This window comes from Streptomyces exfoliatus, from assembly GCF_000725545.1.
GTDB classification, from domain to species: domain Bacteria; phylum Actinomycetota; class Actinomycetes; order Streptomycetales; family Streptomycetaceae; genus Streptomyces; species Streptomyces exfoliatus.
Map to the genome: position 1 here is coordinate 178269 of NZ_JNZP01000010.1, position 17539 is coordinate 195807.

Here is a 17539-nt window from a genome sequence, read left to right on the forward strand (position 1 = left end):
GCCGGGCGGCCCTCGGCCGTTTCCCGCGGAAGGCTCCGCGAGGTCACATCCGCTTGAGGACCGCGAAGCCCTCGGAGCGGTGGACGATCTCGTACCGCGCCTCCGGGTGCAGTTGCGTGGCCAGCTGCACCGGGTCCGAGACCTGCTGCGACCAGCCGCGCAGGTCGTAGGCGAGGTAGTCGGGGGTGGCGCCCTTCGACGTGCCCACCCAGTAGACCCGGTGGTCCGCCGTGAGGTGCGCGAGGAGCGAGACGTCCGCCTCCACGCTCACGCCCTCCGGCACCGCGTCCACCGCCGCCCGCGCCTGCTCGGTCCGGGTGTCCGTCCGGTACGTCTCCGGCTTGAGCAGCTCCCGCAGCGGCAGGTTCACGGCGAGGACCAGCGCGACGGCCGTCGCGACCGGGACGACGACCTTCCCGTACGAGGCGAGCCACGCGCGCGGTGAGGTCCGCACCGAGCGGACGCCGTCTACCAGGGCCAGGAAGACCACCGGCATCAGGATCGCGCTGTAGTGCCAGTGCATGCCCCAGTGGTTGGGGTCCTGGGAGAGGAAGCGCCAGCCGAGCGTGGGCAGGACGATCAGCGTCAGCGGGGAGCGCAGGGCGAGGAAGCCGGTGATCGCGAGCAGGAAGATCACCATCTCCCAGCGCTCACCGGAGGTGAGGGCGTCACCGATGACCTGCGAGAACGAGGTCTCGGTCCCCTCCCCCGTCTTCTCGATCTTGGACCAGTAGTCGTACTCGCCGACCCGGCTCGCCGCCGGGATCAGGACGAGGACGGTCAGCGCGAAGGCCGCCGCGCCGAAGCCGGCCAGGGCCGCGCCCAGCCGCTTCTGCCCCTTCAGGAAGAGGACCACGCCGACCATGGACACGGTGAGGCCCATGTCCTCCTTGACGAGGACGAGCGGCGCGGACCAGGCGACGGCCGCGGTCCACCGTCCGAGGAGCAGGGCCCGGCAGGTCAGGGCGAGCATCGGGACGGCGAAGGCGATCTCGTGGAAGTCGGACTTGACCGCTTCCTGGATCCCCCAGGAGAGCCCGTACGCGACGGCGAGACCGATGCCGGCGGCCCGGCTGCCGAGGATCTGCTGGGCGGTGCGGCCGACGATGACGGCGCCGGAGGCGAACAGCGCGGCCTGCCCGAACAGCAGCGCGACCGGCGAGGGCCAGATCCAGTAGAGCGGCGCGAGGAGCGCGGTGACCGGGCTGAAGTGGTCGCCGAGTATGTGGAAGCCGGGGCCCTTGATGTCGACGACGGGTGCGCGCAGCTCGGCGTACGCCCGGACGGACTGCCCGAAGATCCCGAGGTCCCACGACGGGGTGCGGAAGTGCGCGTACTGCACCCAGGAGTAGAGGAAGTACAGGCCGCAGAGGATGCCCGCGAGGATCAGGTACGGGCGGAGCGGGGCCGGTGCGAGGCCGGCCGGCTCCTCGGCGCGCGCGGCGCCGGGATTGCCGGTGGCGTCCTCCTCGGCGGACCTGTTCTGTACGTCCAACACCACGCCCCCACTACCAGTGGTCGACAAAAGAGCAACCCATTAGACCAGAGTCCACCCGATCGGCGGATCTGTCGCCGACGGGCTCTTCGCGGCCGATCGCTTCATGAGCGGCTGATCCCGACGAGGGAGGGCCCGCCGGTACGCGCGTGCGTACCGACGGGCCCCTCGTACTCGTGGATCAGTGGAAGAAGTGGCGCGTGCCCGTGAAGTACATCGTCACGCCGGCCTTCTTCGCGGCCTCGACGACCAGCTCGTCCCGCATCGAGCCGCCCGGCTGCACGACCGCCTTCACGCCGGCCGCGGTGAGGATCTCCAGGCCGTCGGGGAAGGGGAAGAAGGCGTCGGAGGCGGCGTAGGCACCGCGCGCCCGCTCCTCGCCCGCGCGCTCGACCGCGAGCTTCGCGGAGTCGACGCGGTTGACCTGGCCCATGCCGACGCCGACCGAGGCGCCGTCCTTGGAGAGCAGGATCGCGTTGGACTTGACCGCGCGGCAGGCCTTCCACGCGAAGGCGAGCTCGGCGAGCTCCTCCGCGGACAGGGCCTCGCCGGTCGCCAGGGTCCAGTTCGCCGGGTCGTCGCCCGCCGCCTGAAGGCGGTCGGTGACCTGGAGCAGCGCGCCGCCGTCGATCGGCTTGACCTCGACCGGGTTGGCCGGGGCGCCGTCGGCGCGGAGCACGCGGATGTTCTTCTTCTTGGCCAGGACCTCGACCGCGCCGTCCTCGTACGCCGGGGCGACGATGACCTCGGTGAAGATCTCGGCGACCTGCTCGGCCATGGCGACGGAGACCGGGCGGTTGACGGCGATGACGCCGCCGAAGGCGGACAGCGGGTCGCAGGCGTGCGCCTTGCGGTGGGCCTCCGCGACGTCGGCGCCGATCGCGATGCCGCACGGGTTGGCGTGCTTGATGATCGCGACGCAGGGCTCGGTGTGGTCGTACGCGGCCCGGCGCGCGGCGTCGGTGTCCGTGTAGTTGTTGTACGACATCTCCTTGCCGTGCAGCTGCTCGGCCTCGGCGAGGCCGCCCGTGCCGTCGACGTAGAGCGCGGCGCCCTGGTGCGGGTTCTCGCCGTAGCGCAGGACGTTGGAGCGCTCGTACGTGTGGCCGAGGAAGTCGGGGAAGCCCGAGTCGTCGGAGGCGGCGTAGTCGGCGGCGAACCAGGAGGCGACGGCCACGTCGTACGCGGCGGTGTGCTGGAAGGCCCTGGCGGCGAACAGCTTGCGCAGGCCCAGGTTGGTGCCGCCCTCCTTGACCGCCTGGATGACCGCGGCGTACGCGCCCGGGTCCGTGACGACCAGCACCGACGGGTGGTTCTTGGCGGCGGCGCGGACCATCGACGGGCCGCCGATGTCGATCTGCTCGACGCACTCGTCCGCGGTGGCGCCGGAGGCGACGGTCTCGCGGAACGGGTACAGGTTCACGACGACCAGGTCGAAGGGCTCCACGCCCAGCTCGGCGAGCTGGTTGCGGTGGTCCTCCAGGCGCAGGTCGGCGAGGATGCCGGCGTGCACGCGCGGGTGCAGCGTCTTGACGCGGCCGTCCAGGCACTCGGGGAAGCCGGTCAGCTCCTCGACCTTGGTGACCGGCACACCGGCGGCGGCGATCTTCCCGGCCGTGGAGCCGGTGGAGACGAGCTCGACACCGGCCTCGTGCAGACCGCGGGCCAGCTCTTCGAGCCCCGTCTTGTCGTAGACGCTGACCAGCGCGCGGCGGATGGGCTTAACGGTGTCCGTGTTCACCGACATGAACCTTTCGTCCCTCAATGCGATAGCCGTGCCGGGCGAGGCGCCCCACGACGTCGACGAGCAGCGAGCGCTCGACTTCCTTGATGCGCTCGTGCAGAGCGGCTTCATCGTCCTCGTCCCGCACCTCGACCACGCCCTGGGCGATGATCGGGCCGGTGTCGACACCGTCGTCGACGAAGTGGACGGTGCACCCGGTGACCTTCGCGCCGTAGGCGAGGGCGTCACGCACCCCGTGGGCACCGGGAAAACTGGGGAGAAGGGCCGGGTGGGTGTTGACGACCCGGCCGCCGAAGCGGGCGAGGAACTCCTTGCCGACGATCTTCATGAACCCGGCCGAGACGACGAGGTCCGGCTCGTGGGCGGCGGTCGCCTCGGTCAGCGCGCGGTCCCACTCGTCGCGGGTGGCGTGGTCCTTGACGCGGCAGACGTAGGTGGGCAGCCCGGCGCGTTCGGCGCGTTCCAGACCGACGATGCCGTCACGGTCCGCGCCGACGGCGACGACCTCGGCCCCGTACCCCTCGGGGTCCGCGGCGATGGCGTCGAGGAGGGCCTGCAGATTGGTACCGGAACCGGAGACCAGGACGACGAGGCGGGCGGCAGCCACTGGGTCACTCTTTCCGTGGTGTTTGTGCGGTCGTACGAACGAATCGTGCCGCTCGATACGGGGAACCCTACGAATGGCTCGACCGTCAGCAACGATACCGGCACACGGGACGGCCCCCACGGGACGGGGGCGGAGCAGGGCGGTAGCGTCAGGGTCCGACGCCCGACGCACACCTCCGGCCGGCACCGGTCGGACACCCGGACGGCGTATCGGACGAGCAGCACGCGGTACTGGCAGAGCGCCACACGCAGAGCACAGAAGTACGACGCAGAGCACAGACGCAGCACGCAGCACGTAGACGAGACAGCAGCGGAGACCACGGGTGCGGCCGTGGTCGTGACGACAGAGGGAAGACGTTCAGCAGATGCCGGAACGCCAGTCCACGGACGACAACAACCCGTTCGCGCCGCCGCCCGAGGGCCGGCCGGATCAGCCGTGGCAGCCACGGCGACCGGAGGGCTCGGACGACGAGTCGTCCGGGACGCCGGACTCGTCGGGGCCGTCGGACGGCCGCTGGAGCCCGCGCCAGCCGGGCCCCTCGAACGACGGCTTCGGCCGTGGGCCCGAGCGCCAGGGCGGGCCGGAGGGCGGACCCGATCAGGGCGGCCCTGGTCAGGGCGGTTCCGGTCAGGGCGGGCCCGGGCGCCAGGGGCTCCGCTGGGACCCGACGGACCCGGCGCAGCGCCGTGCGCGGTACGCGATCCTCGCCGGCATGTGGGCCTTCTTCTTCGCCCTCTTCGAGCTCCCGGAACTGGCGCTGCTCCTCGGCGCCCTGGGCCTCTACTGGGGGATCAGCTCGCTGCGCGCCAAGCCGAAGGCGGCGGCCGAGGTGTCGCCGACATCACAGCCGGCCGCAGCGTCACCGTCTCAGCCCTCGGGACGCCCGTCGGGCCAGGGCGCCACGGCCACCCCGCTCCGCTCGATGCGCACGGCCGCGATCAGCGGCATCGTCGCGGCGAGCGTCGCCCTGATGATCGTCGCGGTGGGCTTCACCATGCAGCTCGTCTACAGCGACTTCTACGAGTGCCGTGACGACGCCCTCACCCACGCGGGCCAGCTGGCCTGCAACGACCTGCTGCCGAAGCCGCTCCGCGCGGGCTTCGGGGTCCGGGAGTAGCAGCAGCTCCTAACCGGCGGCCGGGGGCGGCGGCGGGGAGGGTTCCCAGGCCGCCGGGAGAAAGTCGTACGGCTCGAAGGCGGAATCGCCGTACGGGTCGTCGTCGATGCCGAGGTCGGACGCCGACCGTGCCTCGCCGGACGCGAGCCCTTCGGGGGCGGACGGGGGTACGGAGCCGGGTGCGAGGCCGGAGGCGGAACCCGCCTCCGGGGTCGCGCCCGGGGCGGAGGCCGCTGCCCCCGGGGTCGCCGCGCCCGCTCCCTGGCCGGCCATGGACGGGGGCGCGGACGCGGACCCGGACGCCGCCACCGGTGCCGGAGCCGGCACCTGCGCAGGCCGAGCCACCCGCAAGGGCTTCGGGCGCAGGCCGCGGCGGCCCCAGGCCCGTACCCCCAGAGCCGTCGGGACACCCAGGCACACCCCCCACAGGACCGTCGCCGCGCCCGCCTGCCACCACACCGGGCCGAACGCGGACAGCCGGCCGGCGCCGAGCGGGCCGCCCGCGGCCCCCGCGAGGACGGCGGCGACCACTCCACAGCCCCAGGCCGTGCCCAGCGCCGTGAGCGCCGTGTCCCGGGCCGCCCAGGTCCGCGCCGAGCGGCCCACGCGCCACCCCTGGAGCACGGTGGCGGCCAGCGGGGCGGCCACGGCGGACCAGTGCAGCCAGCCGCCGGGCCCCTCGGCGGGCAGCGCGGCCAGGAGCGGGAAGGGCGGCACGGCCGGATCACCCGCGAGGCCCAGGGGCGTGGCGAGGGCGCCCGTACCGACGGCGAAGCCGGACCCGAGCCCGTACGCGGCCCCCCAGACGGCCATGTTCGGCAGCAGCGCCAGGACGAGCAGCAGGACCGCCACCCGCCCCGACCACTCCCCCGCGAGACCCGCGTACGCGGCCTGCGCGTCGCGCGCGTGCCAGGCCAGCGACACCGCCGCGGCGACCGCGCCGCCGCCGAGCAGCGTCACGAGCCCGAGGCCCGCCGCGCGCAGGGCGACGGCGGCCTCGCGCTGCCCCGGCAGCGGACGGCCGAGCGCCGTCCATGCCCCCGCGCACGCCGCGCCCCCGACGACGGCCGGCATCCACAGACCGGCGGTGGCCAGGTCGGCGGGGAGCGGACCGCTCGCGCTGTAGAGCACGACCGCGGCGGCCACCAGCAGATACCCCCCGGCCACGGCGGCGACGGCGCCGCTCGCGGAGGGGCAGGGCCGGTCGCCGTCGTCGCCCGCGTCGAGGGTGTCCCGGGCGGCCCGGTGGACGAGCCAGACGGGCAGGACGGCGAGGAGCAGCGGGACGACGCCGAGCGGCGCGGGCACGCCGGACAGGGTGTCCGTACGGACGAGGTCCACGCCGTGGGCGAGCAGCCAGAGCCCGGCGGCCAGGTGCAGGGCGCCGCCGGGGCCGCTGTCGGGGTACGGGGAGCTGATCCAGGCCGCGACCACCAGGACCGCGAGGCCGCCGAGACCGAGTCCGGCGGCGAGTCCGCCGCGGACACAGGCGGTGGCGAGCGCGGTGGAACGGCCGCCCTGGACCAGGGGGTGCTCGGTCACATGGGTCACGGGCTCATGCTCCCAACGACACGCGCTTTTGCCGCGTAACAGGCAAACCTCCGTTGTGTCGCTCAAGATACGTTTATGTACTTTTCCGCCCAGAGCAGCTCTGCGGGAGGTCGACACCGATGAGCCGGAGCACCGCGGATTCCGCCCCCTCCGCCACCCTGCCGACCCCGAAGGAGCGGCGCAGGTTGCGTGAGGCCCTCGCCCTGAGCGAGGAGCAGGTCGCCGAGGCCATGGGCGTCACGAAGGCCACGGTCAGGGCGTGGGAGACGGGGCGCTCGACGCCCCGGGGCCGCAAGCGCGAGGCGTACGCGAAACTGCTCGGCACGCACGAGCCGGCCGGCACCGCGCCCTCCCCCGAACGGCCGAACGGGTCCACCCCGCAGAAGCCACAGCCACAGCCGGAGCGGCAGCCACAGGCAGAGACTCAGGCACAGGCACAGGCACAGGCACAGGCACAGGGACAGGGACCGGGAGCAGGAGCGACACCGGGGCCGGGAGCGGCACAGTCCGGCTCCGGCAACGTCCGGCCCAAGGCCGCCGCCAAGCGGGCCGCCAAGCCTCCCCGGGCCCCTTCCCCCTCCCCGGCCATCGCTTCCGGCCCGGGGCGCAAGGGCCCCGCGAAACCGCAGGAGCGGCTGAAACCGGCGGCGAAGGCGACTCCGGAGACCCCCGAGGCCCCGGCAGCTCCGGCCACGGCGGTCCCGGCGGAGGTTCCCGCCGTACCGGGCCTCACCCCCGAGCAGGCCTTCGACGCGCTGTACGCGCACGCCGCGCCCGGTCTCGTCCACCAGACGTACCTGCTGACCGGCCGCCGGCGGCTCTCCCGCGAGTCCGTCGAGTACGCCTTCCACCACGCCTGGGAGCACTGGCCCGAGGTCGCCGTCGACCCTGACCCGGTGGGCTGGGTGCGGGCGACCGCGTACGAGTACGCCCTCTCCCCCTGGCACCGGCTGCGCCGCGCCCACAAGCACCCCGACGCCCCGCCGACCGAGGCGAACCGCAGGGCGCTGCTGGCCGCGCTCCTGGAACTACCGCCGCCGTACCGCCGTACGGTCCTGCTGTACGACGGGCTCGGCCTCGACCTGCCGGAGACGGCGGCCGAGACCGAGGCGAGCACTCCCGCCGCCGCCAACCGGCTGCTGCACGCCCGTACCGTCCTCGGGCAGCGGATCCCCGAGCTCGCCGAGCCCGAGGCCCTGCACCGGCGGCTCGGCGCGCTGGTCGCGGAGGCGCCGACGGCGACCCTCCCGGCGGCCCGCGCGGTCCGGACCGGCAGCGAGCGGCGGACCCGCACGTGGACCCGGGCGGTGCTCGGGGTGACGGCGGTCCTCATCGGGGTCACGGGCCTCACGGCGGTGACGGCGCCGACCCGGTACATCCCGGTGAACGCCCCCGGCGAGACCGTCAACGGCGTACCGGTGCGCGGCGGGCCGCAGAAGCTCCGCCCCGAGGACCTGGAGCTCCGCGACAAGCTGCGCTCCGAGCCGAACCCGGGTCCCGAGCGGCTGGTCCCGACGGCCGAGTAGGTGCCGCGGCACGTGAGAGGGCCCCGCCCCTCCCGGTCTCCCGGGAGGGGCGGGGCCCTCTCACGTACTGCCTGTCAGGCTGCTGTGCGTTCAGCCCGCCAGGATGGCGCGCGCCAGCTTGGCCGTCTCGGTCGGCGTCTTGCCGACCTTGACGCCCGCGGCCTCAAGGGCCTCCTTCTTCGCCTGGGCCGTGCCGGAGGAGCCGGAGACGATGGCGCCGGCGTGGCCCATGGTCTTGCCCTCGGGCGCGGTGAAGCCCGCGACGTAGCCGACGACCGGCTTGGTGACGTTGGCCTTGATGAAGTCGGCCGCACGCTCCTCGGCGTCGCCGCCGATCTCGCCGATCATGACGATCAGGTCGGTGTCGGGGTCCGCCTCGAACGCCGCGAGGGCGTCGATGTGCGTGGTGCCGATGACCGGGTCGCCACCGATGCCGACGGCGGACGAGAAGCCGAGGTCACGGAGCTCGTACATCATCTGGTACGTCAGCGTGCCGGACTTCGAGACCAGACCGATGCGGCCCGGCTTCGTGATGTCGCCCGGGATGATGCCGGCGTTGGACTGGCCCGGGGTGATGAGACCGGGGCAGTTCGGGCCGATGAGGCGGGTCTTGTTGCCCTTGTCCACGGCGTACGCGTAGAACGCGGCCGAGTCGTGGACGGCGATGCCCTCGGTGATGACGACGGCGAGGGGGATCTCGGCGTCGATCGCCTCGACGACGGCGGCCTTCGCGAAGGCCGGCGGCACGAAGAGGACCGAGACGTTGGCGCCGGTCTCCTTCATCGCCTCGGCGACGGTGCCGAAGACCGGGATCTCGGTGCCGTCGAAGTCGACGGTCGTGCCGGCCTTGCGGGGGTTCACGCCACCGACGATGTTGGTGCCGTCACCCAGCATGAGCTTGGTGTGCTTCATGCCCGTGGCACCGGTCATGCCCTGGACGATGACCTTGCTGTCCTTGTTGAGGAAGATAGCCATGGCTCTGGTGTCCCTCGTCCCTTACTTCGCAGCCGCGAGCTCGGCGGCCTTGTCGGCCGCTCCGTCCATGGTGTCCACGCGCTGCACCAGCGGGTGGTTGGCGTCCGACAGGATCTTGCGACCCAGCTCGGCGTTGTTGCCGTCGAGGCGCACGACCAGCGGCTTGGTGACCTCTTCGCCCTTCGACTTCAGGAGCTCCAGGGCCTGGACGATGCCGTTGGCGACCTCGTCACAGGCGGTGATGCCACCGAAGACGTTGACGAACACGGACTTGACGTCCGGGTCGCCGAGGATGATCTCCAGGCCGTTCGCCATGACCTCGGCCGAAGCGCCGCCGCCGATGTCGAGGAAGTTGGCCGGCTTCACGCCGCCGTGGTTCTCACCGGCGTACGCGACGACGTCCAGGGTCGACATGACCAGACCGGCACCGTTACCGATGATGCCGACCTCGCCCTCGAGCTTGACGTAGTTGAGGCCCTTGGCCTTGGCGGCAGCCTCGAGCGGGTTGGCTGCGGCCTTGTCCTCGAGCGCCTCGTGCCCGGGCTGACGGAAGTCGGCGTTCTCGTCGAGAGACACCTTGCCGTCCAGGGCCAGGATGTCGCCGGAGGCGACCTTGGCCAGCGGGTTCACCTCGACGAGGAGCGCGTCCTCGGCGACGAAGGTGTCCCACAGGGTCACGAGGACCTCGGCGACCTTCTCGGCCACCTCGGCCGGGAACTGCGCCAGGGCCACGATCTCGCGGGCCTTGACGATGTCGACGCCCTTGTTGGAGTCGACCGGCACCTTCGCCAGCTTCTCGGGGGTCGTCGCGGCGACCTCCTCGATGTCCATGCCACCGGCGACGGACGCCATGGCGAGGAAGGTGCGGTTGGTGCGGTCGAGGAGGTACGAGACGTAGTACTCCTCGAGGATTTCCGGAGCGGTCTCCGCGATCATCACCTTGTGGACCGTGTGGCCCTTGATGTCCATCCCGAGGATGTCCGTCGCGCGAGCGACGGCCTCGTCCGGGGTGGCGGCCAGCTTCACGCCGCCGGCCTTGCCGCGGCCACCGACCTTCACCTGCGCCTTGACGACCGACTTGCCGCCAAGACGCTCGGTGGCCTCGCGCGCCGCCTCAGGCGTGTCGATGACTTCACCGGCCAGCACCGGTACACCGTGCTTGGCGAAGAGGTCCCTCGCCTGGTACTCGAACAGGTCCACGCGCGTCCGTCCCTTTTCTGATGATCGCGGTTCGTTGTCTGCGTGGGCGTGCCGCGAAGGGCAACGTGACTGCTCTGTCACAAGGAGGGCGTACACGGTGACCGTGGACGCGGCATGTCCGTCTCGCAGGTTATCGCCGAGGGACGTGGGTCCCTAAATCGCAGATCACACCAGAGCGGTGATACGGGTCACAGACCGTAGGGATCGGAGGGCCGTCCGTAGGGGACGCGGGGTGGGGACGTGCGGCGTTCGCCGCAGGCGGCGCTTGGCCTCCCGGCCCCTCACGACGCGCCGGTGAAACGAGTGAGGGGCATTCCGGCGCCGATGTGATATGAGCCTCAGTCGGAATTCCGGACACCCGTGCGGGTGTCCTCGACGACGAATTCCGCACCACGGACGGTCACCTCGCGCTCGGGCCGCGCGGGTCGGCGGACCGCTGCCGGTCAGCCGGCGGGTATCGGCAGGGGGCGCTTCTCCAGGGCGGCCGCCATGATCTCGGGGAACAGGTCGGGGGTGCAGGCGAAGGCCGGGACCCCGAGCGCGGCGAGCGCCGCCGCGTGATCACGGTCGTAGGCCGGGGCGCCCTCGTCGGAGAGGGCGAGCAGCGCGACGAACTGGACCCCGGAGGCCTTCATCGCCGCGACCCTCTTCAGCATCTCGTCGCGGATGCCTCCCTCGTACAGGTCGCTGATGAGGACGACGACGGTGTCGGCCGGGCGGGTGATCTTCGTCTGGCAGTGGGCGAGGGCGCGGTTGATGTCGGTGCCGCCGCCGAGCTGGGTGCCGAACAGGACGTCGACGGGGTCGTCGAGCCGGTCGGTCAGGTCCACGACGGCCGTGTCGAAGACGACGAGCCGGGTGGCGATCGACCGCATGGAGGCGAGCACCGCTCCGAAGACGGAGGCGTGGACGACGGAGGCCGCCATGGAACCCGACTGGTCGACGCAGAGCACCACCTCCTTCTTCACCCCCTGGGAGGCCCGCCCGTGGCCGACGAACCGCTCGGGGACGACCGTGCGGTGCTCGGGCAGGTAGTTCTTGAGGTTGGCGCGGATCGTGCGGTCCCAGTCGATGTCCCGCTGACGGGGCCTGCTGATCCGGGCGGAACGGTCGAGGGCCCCGGTGAGCGTCGCCCTGGTGCGGGTGGCCAGGCGCTTCTCCAGGTCGTCGACGACCTTGCGCACGACGGCCCGCGCGGTCCGTCTGGTGGTCTCCGGCATGGCTTTGTGGAGGGAGAGCAGGGTGCCGACGAGGTGCACGTCCGCCTCGACGGCCTCCAGCATCTCCGGTTCCAGGAGGAGGGTGGCGAGGCCGAGGCGGTCGATCGCGTCGCGCTGCATGACCTGGACGACGGAGCTGGGGAAGTACGTGCGGATGTCGCCGAGCCAGCGGGCGACGGAGGGCGCCGAGGCGCCGAGCCCCGCCGAGCGGTCTCGTCCGGTGCGGTCCCCGCCCCGGTCCGCGCGCCCGTACAGGGCGGTGAGGGCTCCGTCCACGGCGGCGTCGGTGCCGGTGAGCGGGCGGCCGGTGCCGTCGGCCTCGCCGCCTCCCAGGACGAGCCGCCAGCGGCGCAGCCGCTCGTCGTCCGCCGTTCGCGTGCTCGTCCCTGCGCTGCTCGTTCCTGGGCTGCTGCTCATGCCGTGACCTCCGTACCGAGGACGAGGTGGAGGAGGGGCAGCACGGCGTCCGCCCGCTCCCGGTCGAGCGTGGCGGCGAAGCCGGGGACGCCCGGCGCGGAATGCCCGGGGCCGCCGGCTCCCGGACCGCGGGCCACCAGCTCGCCGAGCGTGCGGCGTACGCCCGGCTCGTACGTGGAGAACGTGCGGCGCAGCAGCGGCAGGACATCGGTGAACGCCCCGGCCGGAACGCCGGTGAGCCAGTCGTCGACCAGGCCGAGGAGCCGCTCGTCGTGGACGAGGAGCAGCCCGCCTCCGGAGGCCCCGCCGACGAAGCCGTCGATCCACGCGGCGGCGTCGGGCGGCGGGGTGCCGGGCGAGAGGGCCCGGCTCATCAGCAGGGCGGCCTCGCCGTCGGCGATCCGGCCCTCGTCCAGGAGGAGCCGGGCGGCCCGGCCCCTGAGGACGCCCGGGACCCGGTCGCGGTCGGCGAGCCGGCGCAGGACGCCCGCCCAGCGGTCGGCCGGCCCGGCAGCGTCCGGCAGCAGGCCGATGGCCTGGTGCACCTCGTCGATCCGCCCGCGCATGGCGGTGGCCGCGTCGGTGTCGAGCCCGGCGCAGGCGGGCGGCAGGCCGACGCAGATCCGCTCGGCGAGACCGGCCGCGACCTCGGCGAGGGCCCCCGTGTCGGTGCCGCGGACATCGCCGTAGCGCAGCGAGCGGGCCAGCGCCGGGAGGGCCTCGGCAAGGTGGGAGACGTCGGTGTCGAGGGCAGCCCGGTCGGCGAGCGACCGCATCACGACGGGCAGCGCGCCGCTCAGCCCGGCGAGGAGGCACTGCTCGGCGAGCGCGGTGATGTCGGCGAGCGCGGTCGCCGCCTCGGCCCGGGAGCGGGCCCTGGCGGTGGCGGCGGCCTCGACGGTGGTGCCCCAGACACCTGCCTCGGCGACCTGGACGTGCTGCTCGGGCTCCCAGCGCAGCCGCCAGGTCTCCCGGAAGGTCCCGGTGCCGGCCCGGCCTGAGGCCGGTTCGCCCCAGCCGACGCCGAGGAGCCGCAGCCGGTGGAGGAGCCGGCTGCGCTCGCCGTCCATGCCCTTGCGGAGGTCGAGTTCGAGCGTGCGCTCGGTGGCCTCGGGCTTGAGGCGCAGGCTCCGCCGGCGGCGGGCCAGGTCGCGCTGGAGGGGTACGGCGGGGGCGCCGGCCGGCACCTCGCCGAGGACGTCGCCGACGACCAGGCGGTCCCGGACGAGGTCGAGGGGCACGTCGGAGCCCTCGCACAGGACGGCGCGGACGGCGTCGGTCGTCTCGTCGAGGCCGGGGGCCGGCCGGCCGCGCAGGGCGGCCAGGTTCCGGGCGAGCCGGACGGCCTCGATGACATGGGCGGAGGAGACGGGGTGGTCCTCCGCCCTGAGGAGCCGGGCGACCTTGGTCATCCAGCGCTCGACGGGCCGGTCGGGTGCGGCGAAGAGGTGCTCGTACCAACCGGGCGCGTCGATTCCCGCGCCGTACCCCGAGCGGCGGGCGAGCCTGCGGTGGGTCCAGGGGACCCAGGTCAGCTCGGCCTTCACCTTGGGCAGGCCCTTGAGCAGGGCGCGATCGGCGGCGACGGTGGTCTTCCGGGTGAGGGCGGGGACGTGCCAGGCACCGCAGACGACGGCGACGGAGTCGCCGAACTCCTTGCGGGCGGCGCGGAGCTGGATCCGCATGTACGCCTCGCGGACGAGGTCGCGGGGGTGACCGCCGTGCCCGTGCGCCTCGCGGAGCGCGCCCATGGCCTCGGCGAGGGCCTCGAACGGTGCGGTGGGATCGGCGTCGTCGTCGGCGCCGCAAAGTTCGACGACGTCCTCCCACCAGCGCTCGGCGGCCCCCGTGGCCCCGGCCGCCCCGGCGAGTTCGGCGATCGGGTCGATCCGCGCGCCGCCCCCGGCGAAGCCCTCCTCGCCGTCGTCGCCGTCGCTCCAGGTGGGATCGGAGGCGGCGAGGGTGTGGGTGGCGGGCAGGTCGATGAACCGGACGGCGGCGCCCCGGTCGAGGGCCCACCGGATCGCGACCCACTCGGGCGAGAACGAGGCCATGGGCCAGAACGCGGCCCGCCCCGGGTCGTCCACGGCGTGGGCGAGCAGCGCGACCGGGGGCCGCATGTCGGGGTCCCCGGCGAGCGTGACGAGGGCGTCCGCCTCGGCCGGACCCTCGACGAGCACCGCGGCCGGCTTCTCCGCCTCCAGGGCGGCCCGCACAGCACGCGCCGATCCGGGCCCGTGGTGCCGCACCCCGAGCAGCAGCGGCCCGCCTCCGCCCCGGACCGCGGCGCCTGACGTCAGGCGCCCACCGGACGTCAGGCGCCCACCGGACCTCAGGCCCTCATCCGACGCCGTGCGGCCGGCCGACGCCATCCCCCCATCGGACGCCACGCGCTCACCTCGCGTCATGGCTCACCTCGCGGCAGGCGCGGTAGAAGTCCTTCCAGCCGTCTCTTTCTCTGACCACCGTCTCCAGGTACTCCTGCCAGACGAGCCGGTCGGCCGCCGGGTCGCGGACGACGGCGCCGAGGATCCCCGCGGCGACGTCCGCCGGCCGCAGGACGCCGTCGCCGAAGTGGGCGGCGAGGGCGAGGCCGCCGGTGACGACGGAGATCGCCTCGGCCGTGGAGAGCGTCCCCGAGGGGGACTTGACCTTCGTCCGCCCGTCGGTCGTGACCCCGTCGCGCAGTTCACGGAAGACGGTGACGACCCGGCGGATCTCGTCGACGCCTTCCGGCAGGGCCGGCAGTTCCAGGGAGCGCCCGAGCTGCTCGACGCGGCGGGCGACGATGTCGACCTCCGCCTCCGCTGTGGCGGGCAGCGGCAGGACCACCGTGTTGAAGCGGCGGCGCAGCGCGCTGGAGAGTTCGTTGACGCCCCGGTCACGGTCGTTGGCCGTGGCGATCAGGTTGAAACCGGGGACGGCCTGCACCTCCTGGCCCAGTTCGGGAACGGGGAGGGTCTTCTCGGACAGGATCGTGATGAGCGTGTCCTGCACGTCGGCGGGGATGCGGGTGAGCTCTTCCACCCGGGCCGTCATCCCCTGCGCCATCGCCCGCATCACGGGGCTCGGTACGAGGGCGTCCCGGCTGGGGCCTTCGGCGAGGAGCCGGGCGTAGTTCCAGCCGTACCGGACGGCCTCCTCCGGGGTGCCGGCGGTGCCCTGCACGAGGAGGGTGGAGTCGCCGCTGACGGCGGCGGCGAGGTGCTCGGAGACCCAGGTCTTGGCGGTGCCCGGCACGCCGAGCAGCAGCAGGGCGCGGTCGGTGGCGAGAGTGGTGACGGCGACTTCCACGATGCGGCGCGGTCCGACGTACTTCGGTGTGACGACCGTCCCGTCGGGGAGCGTGCCGCCGAGGAGATAGGTGGCTACGGCCCACGGCGAGAGCCGCCAGCGGGTGGGCCTGGGGCGGTCGTCGGCCGCGGCGAGGGCGGCGAGTTCGTCGGCGAAGGCGTGCTCCGCGTGCGGCCGCAGGACCTCGGTCACGGGCTGCGGCCGCCCCGGTCCGGTGTCCGTCTCGACACCGGAACCGGGCTGCGCGATGGTTTCGGGCACGGGCATGGATCCCCCTCCAGATCGTTCGACCTGCTGTGCCATCCAAGGTGCACCATGCCACTGACATTCGGATGTCGCCGCTGGTCAGAGGGAGTTCACCGAGTGAGGGAGGGTCAGCTCACGCGTGGCGTGAGGGAGGGTCCGCGCGCCCGGAGTCGACCGATGGTCAGCCCACGACCGGGGAGACGGCGACGCAGCCGCCCGCCATCGCCTGCTCGGCCTTGGCCTCCTTGATGACCTTGCCCTGGTAGATGACCTTGCAGGTGAGGTCGCGCGGGTCGAGCGCGACCGGCATGACGGCCGGCGGCATGATGCCCGTCAGCTTCACCGTCTTCTTCCACGGCGTGGCCGGCTTCTCCTCCGACTCCAGCTTCGGCTCCATCGCGGAACCCTGGCCGGCGTGGTAGTCGATGGACTCGACACCCTTGCCCGTGACCTCGTAGGTGACCTCGTAGGACTCGGTCACGCCCTTGTCGACCTGGTCGACGGCCTTCTCGGCGACCTCGGAGCAGGCGCCGAGGCCCAGGGCCAGGCCGGCGGCGGCGAGCACCGAGACGACGGTGCGGGTGGTGCGGGTGGTGCGCTTCATTACGGGGTCCCCTGGACGGTGGTGCGTGGTGGATCAGTCGGTCTCGCGCAGAGAATCGTAAAGGAAGAGTAAAGTCAAATCCCTTCACCGCCTCCTCGCACCCTTCGAACACGCAGGCCACAGCCGCTTGTCAGTGGTGGCCTCTACCGTCGGGGACATGAATGCCATGGGGGTGCGCATGACGGTGGACCAGGTCCTTGCCCTGGCTCCTGACGAGGCCTCACGCAGCGCGGGAAGCAAGCTCGGCACGGCCGGACCGTGGTCCGGTACGGGCTCCGGAGAGGGCGCGGTGTGGGGTCTGTGCCGGGGCAGCGGCAGCGCGCCGTACCGGACGGCCGTCGACACCACGGGGCCCGCGTACCTGTGCGACTGCCCCAGCCGCAGATCCCCTTGCAAACACGCGCTCGGGCTGCTGGTGCTCCAGGCCACGGACGGCACGGCCGTCGAGGACGCCACCGTGCCCGAGTGGGCCGCGCCCTGGCTCGCAGCGCGACGCGGGCGCGCGGAGAGCGCGCCCCTGGAGACCCGGGCGGGCGCCGCGCCCGAAGGCCCGGCTGATCCCGAGGCCGCGCGCCGCAGGGCCGAGCGTCGGGCCGCCCGGATCACCTCGGGCGCGCAGGAACTCGAGCAGCGGCTCGCCGACCTGCTGCGCGGCGGCCTGGCGACAGCCGAGCAGTCCGGGTACGGACTGTGGGAGGAGACGGCGGCCCGCATGGTCGACGCCCAGGCCCCGGGACTCGCGGGGCGCGTCCGGGAATTGGCCTCGATACCGGGCTCGGGTCCCGGCTGGCCCGTGCGGCTCCTGGAGGAGTGCGCGCTGACCCATCTGCTCGACCGCGCCTGGCTCGCCGCCGACCGGCTGCCCGCCCCGTTCGCGGCGACCGTACGGACCCGGGTCGGCCTCACCGCCCCGGCCGACGGCGCCCCGGTGCGGGACCACTGGCTCGTCCTCGCGCAGTACGACGCGGCCGACGCCCGGCTGACCACCCGGCGCATCTGGCTGCACGGGACGACGAGCGGGCGCACGGCGCTCCTCCTGTCCTTCGGCGCGGCGGGCCGGGCTCCCCGACTGGCCCTGCCCGTGGGCGCGGTGTTCGACGGTGAGGTCATGCCGTACGCCGGCTCGGGCCGGCTGCGCGCGGAGCCGGGCGAGCCGTTCGTCCCGGTCGCCGCCCCCGCGGCCGCGCCGCCGGGCGGCCCGGTGGGCGCGGCCCTGGACGCGTACGGGCGGGCGCTGGGCGAGGACCCGTGGCTGGACTCCTGGCCCGTGACGCTGAGCGAGGTCGTTCCCGCGCGCGCGGAGTACGGCTGGCAGCTCGCCGACGCGGACGGCCGCGAGGCCCTGCCGCTGACACCCACCGCCCAGTCGCGTCCCGGGCTCTGGCGCCTCGTCGCCCTGTCGGGCGGCGCGCCGCTCACGGTCTTCGGGGAGTGCGGGCACCGCGGGTTCACCCCCCTCGCCGCCTGGTCCCCGGAGGCCCCCGGAGAGACGGTCCCGCTGATATGACATCCGCCCGCCGCACCCGGCCCGCCCGGAGGACCC

13 protein-coding genes are annotated in these 17539 nt (G+C 73.5%); 3 read left to right on the forward strand and 10 right to left on the reverse strand.

Annotated features, from left to right (window positions below):
- Nucleotides 1-43: 43 nt before the first annotated feature.
- From IO20_RS0112965 to purN, 3 genes are all read right to left on the reverse strand, one after another.
- Complete coding sequence (locus tag IO20_RS0112965) at nucleotides 44-1498, reverse strand: DUF2079 domain-containing protein (RefSeq protein WP_030549099.1); 1455 nt, start codon at nucleotides 1496-1498, stop codon at nucleotides 44-46.
- Nucleotides 1499-1676: 178 nt separating this feature from the next.
- Nucleotides 1677-3242 (reverse strand): bifunctional phosphoribosylaminoimidazolecarboxamide formyltransferase/IMP cyclohydrolase, encoded by a 1566-nt coding sequence (purH, locus tag IO20_RS0112970; protein WP_030549102.1) that lies wholly within the window; start codon nucleotides 3240-3242, stop codon nucleotides 1677-1679.
- Nucleotides 3217-3846, reverse strand: coding sequence for a phosphoribosylglycinamide formyltransferase (gene purN / locus IO20_RS0112975; RefSeq protein ID WP_030211340.1), 630 nt, complete (start codon nucleotides 3844-3846; stop codon nucleotides 3217-3219). Before purN ends, purH begins: the two co-directional genes overlap by 26 nt.
- Before the next feature lie 364 nt (nucleotides 3847-4210).
- On the opposite strand from purN, the gene IO20_RS0112980 reads away from it, so the two are divergent.
- Nucleotides 4211-4963, forward strand: coding sequence for a hypothetical protein (locus IO20_RS0112980; protein WP_030549105.1), 753 nt, complete (start codon nucleotides 4211-4213; stop codon nucleotides 4961-4963).
- A 9-nt stretch (nucleotides 4964-4972) separates the two neighbouring features.
- On the opposite strand, the gene IO20_RS0112985 is transcribed toward IO20_RS0112980, so the two are convergent.
- Nucleotides 4973-6514: a cell division protein PerM gene (locus IO20_RS0112985; RefSeq protein ID WP_078945939.1), complete on the reverse strand. Its 1542-nt coding sequence runs from the start codon at nucleotides 6512-6514 to the stop codon at nucleotides 4973-4975.
- A gap of 119 nt (nucleotides 6515-6633) precedes the next feature.
- On the opposite strand from IO20_RS0112985, the gene IO20_RS0112990 reads away from it, so the two are divergent.
- Entirely contained in the window at nucleotides 6634-8040 is a 1407-nt protein-coding gene (locus tag IO20_RS0112990; RefSeq protein WP_030549109.1) for a helix-turn-helix domain-containing protein, read from the forward strand.
- Nucleotides 8041-8130: 90 nt separating this feature from the next.
- Here IO20_RS0112990 and sucD read toward each other — a convergent pair whose 3' ends face one another.
- From sucD to IO20_RS0113020, 6 genes are all read right to left on the reverse strand, one after another.
- The gene (sucD, locus tag IO20_RS0112995) at nucleotides 8131-9015 is read right to left on the reverse strand and encodes a succinate--CoA ligase subunit alpha (RefSeq protein WP_030549112.1); all 885 of its coding nucleotides are present in this window, start codon (nucleotides 9013-9015) and stop codon (nucleotides 8131-8133) included.
- Nucleotides 9016-9036: 21 nt separating this feature from the next.
- Entirely contained in the window at nucleotides 9037-10215 is a 1179-nt protein-coding gene (gene sucC / locus IO20_RS0113000) for an ADP-forming succinate--CoA ligase subunit beta (protein WP_030211350.1), read from the reverse strand.
- Between the two features lie 443 nt (nucleotides 10216-10658).
- On the reverse strand, nucleotides 10659-11852 hold the full coding sequence (locus tag IO20_RS0113005; protein WP_030549114.1) for a VWA domain-containing protein: 1194 nt from the start codon (nucleotides 11850-11852) through the stop codon (nucleotides 10659-10661).
- Entirely contained in the window at nucleotides 11849-14224 is a 2376-nt protein-coding gene (locus IO20_RS0113010) for a DUF5682 family protein (RefSeq protein ID WP_425423717.1), read from the reverse strand. Before IO20_RS0113010 ends, IO20_RS0113005 begins: the two co-directional genes overlap by 4 nt.
- Before the next feature lie 22 nt (nucleotides 14225-14246).
- Nucleotides 14247-15413 (reverse strand): ATP-binding protein, encoded by a 1167-nt coding sequence (locus IO20_RS0113015; RefSeq protein WP_030549117.1) that lies wholly within the window; start codon nucleotides 15411-15413, stop codon nucleotides 14247-14249.
- Between the two features lie 160 nt (nucleotides 15414-15573).
- Complete coding sequence (locus IO20_RS0113020) at nucleotides 15574-15996, reverse strand: hypothetical protein (RefSeq protein WP_030549119.1); 423 nt, start codon at nucleotides 15994-15996, stop codon at nucleotides 15574-15576.
- 157 nt (nucleotides 15997-16153) lie between these two features.
- Between IO20_RS0113020 and IO20_RS0113025 the strand changes: the two genes are divergently transcribed.
- Nucleotides 16154-17503, forward strand: coding sequence for a hypothetical protein (locus IO20_RS0113025; RefSeq protein WP_030549121.1), 1350 nt, complete (start codon nucleotides 16154-16156; stop codon nucleotides 17501-17503).
- Nucleotides 17504-17539 lie beyond the last annotated feature (36 nt).

What these genes read in the sequence shown, in the direction of transcription:
- purH (WP_030549102.1), bottom strand. Translation starts at nt 3,242, where the DNA reads ATGTCGGTGAACACGGACACCGTTAAGCCCATCCGCCGCGCGCTGGTC.
- IO20_RS0112980 (WP_030549105.1), top strand. Translation starts at nt 4,211, where the DNA reads ATGCCGGAACGCCAGTCCACGGACGACAACAACCCGTTCGCGCCGCCG.
- IO20_RS0112990 (WP_030549109.1), top strand. Translation starts at nt 6,634, where the DNA reads ATGAGCCGGAGCACCGCGGATTCCGCCCCCTCCGCCACCCTGCCGACC.
- sucD (WP_030549112.1), bottom strand. Translation starts at nt 9,015, where the DNA reads ATGGCTATCTTCCTCAACAAGGACAGCAAGGTCATCGTCCAGGGCATG.
- IO20_RS0113005 (WP_030549114.1), bottom strand. Translation starts at nt 11,852, where the DNA reads ATGAGCAGCAGCCCAGGAACGAGCAGCGCAGGGACGAGCACGCGAACG.
- IO20_RS0113010 (WP_425423717.1), bottom strand. Translation starts at nt 14,224, where the DNA reads ATGGCGTCGGCCGGCCGCACGGCGTCGGATGAGGGCCTGAGGTCCGGT.
- IO20_RS0113015 (WP_030549117.1), bottom strand. Translation starts at nt 15,413, where the DNA reads ATGCCCGTGCCCGAAACCATCGCGCAGCCCGGTTCCGGTGTCGAGACG.
- IO20_RS0113020 (WP_030549119.1), bottom strand. Translation starts at nt 15,996, where the DNA reads ATGAAGCGCACCACCCGCACCACCCGCACCGTCGTCTCGGTGCTCGCC.
- IO20_RS0113025 (WP_030549121.1), top strand. Translation starts at nt 16,154, where the DNA reads ATGAATGCCATGGGGGTGCGCATGACGGTGGACCAGGTCCTTGCCCTG.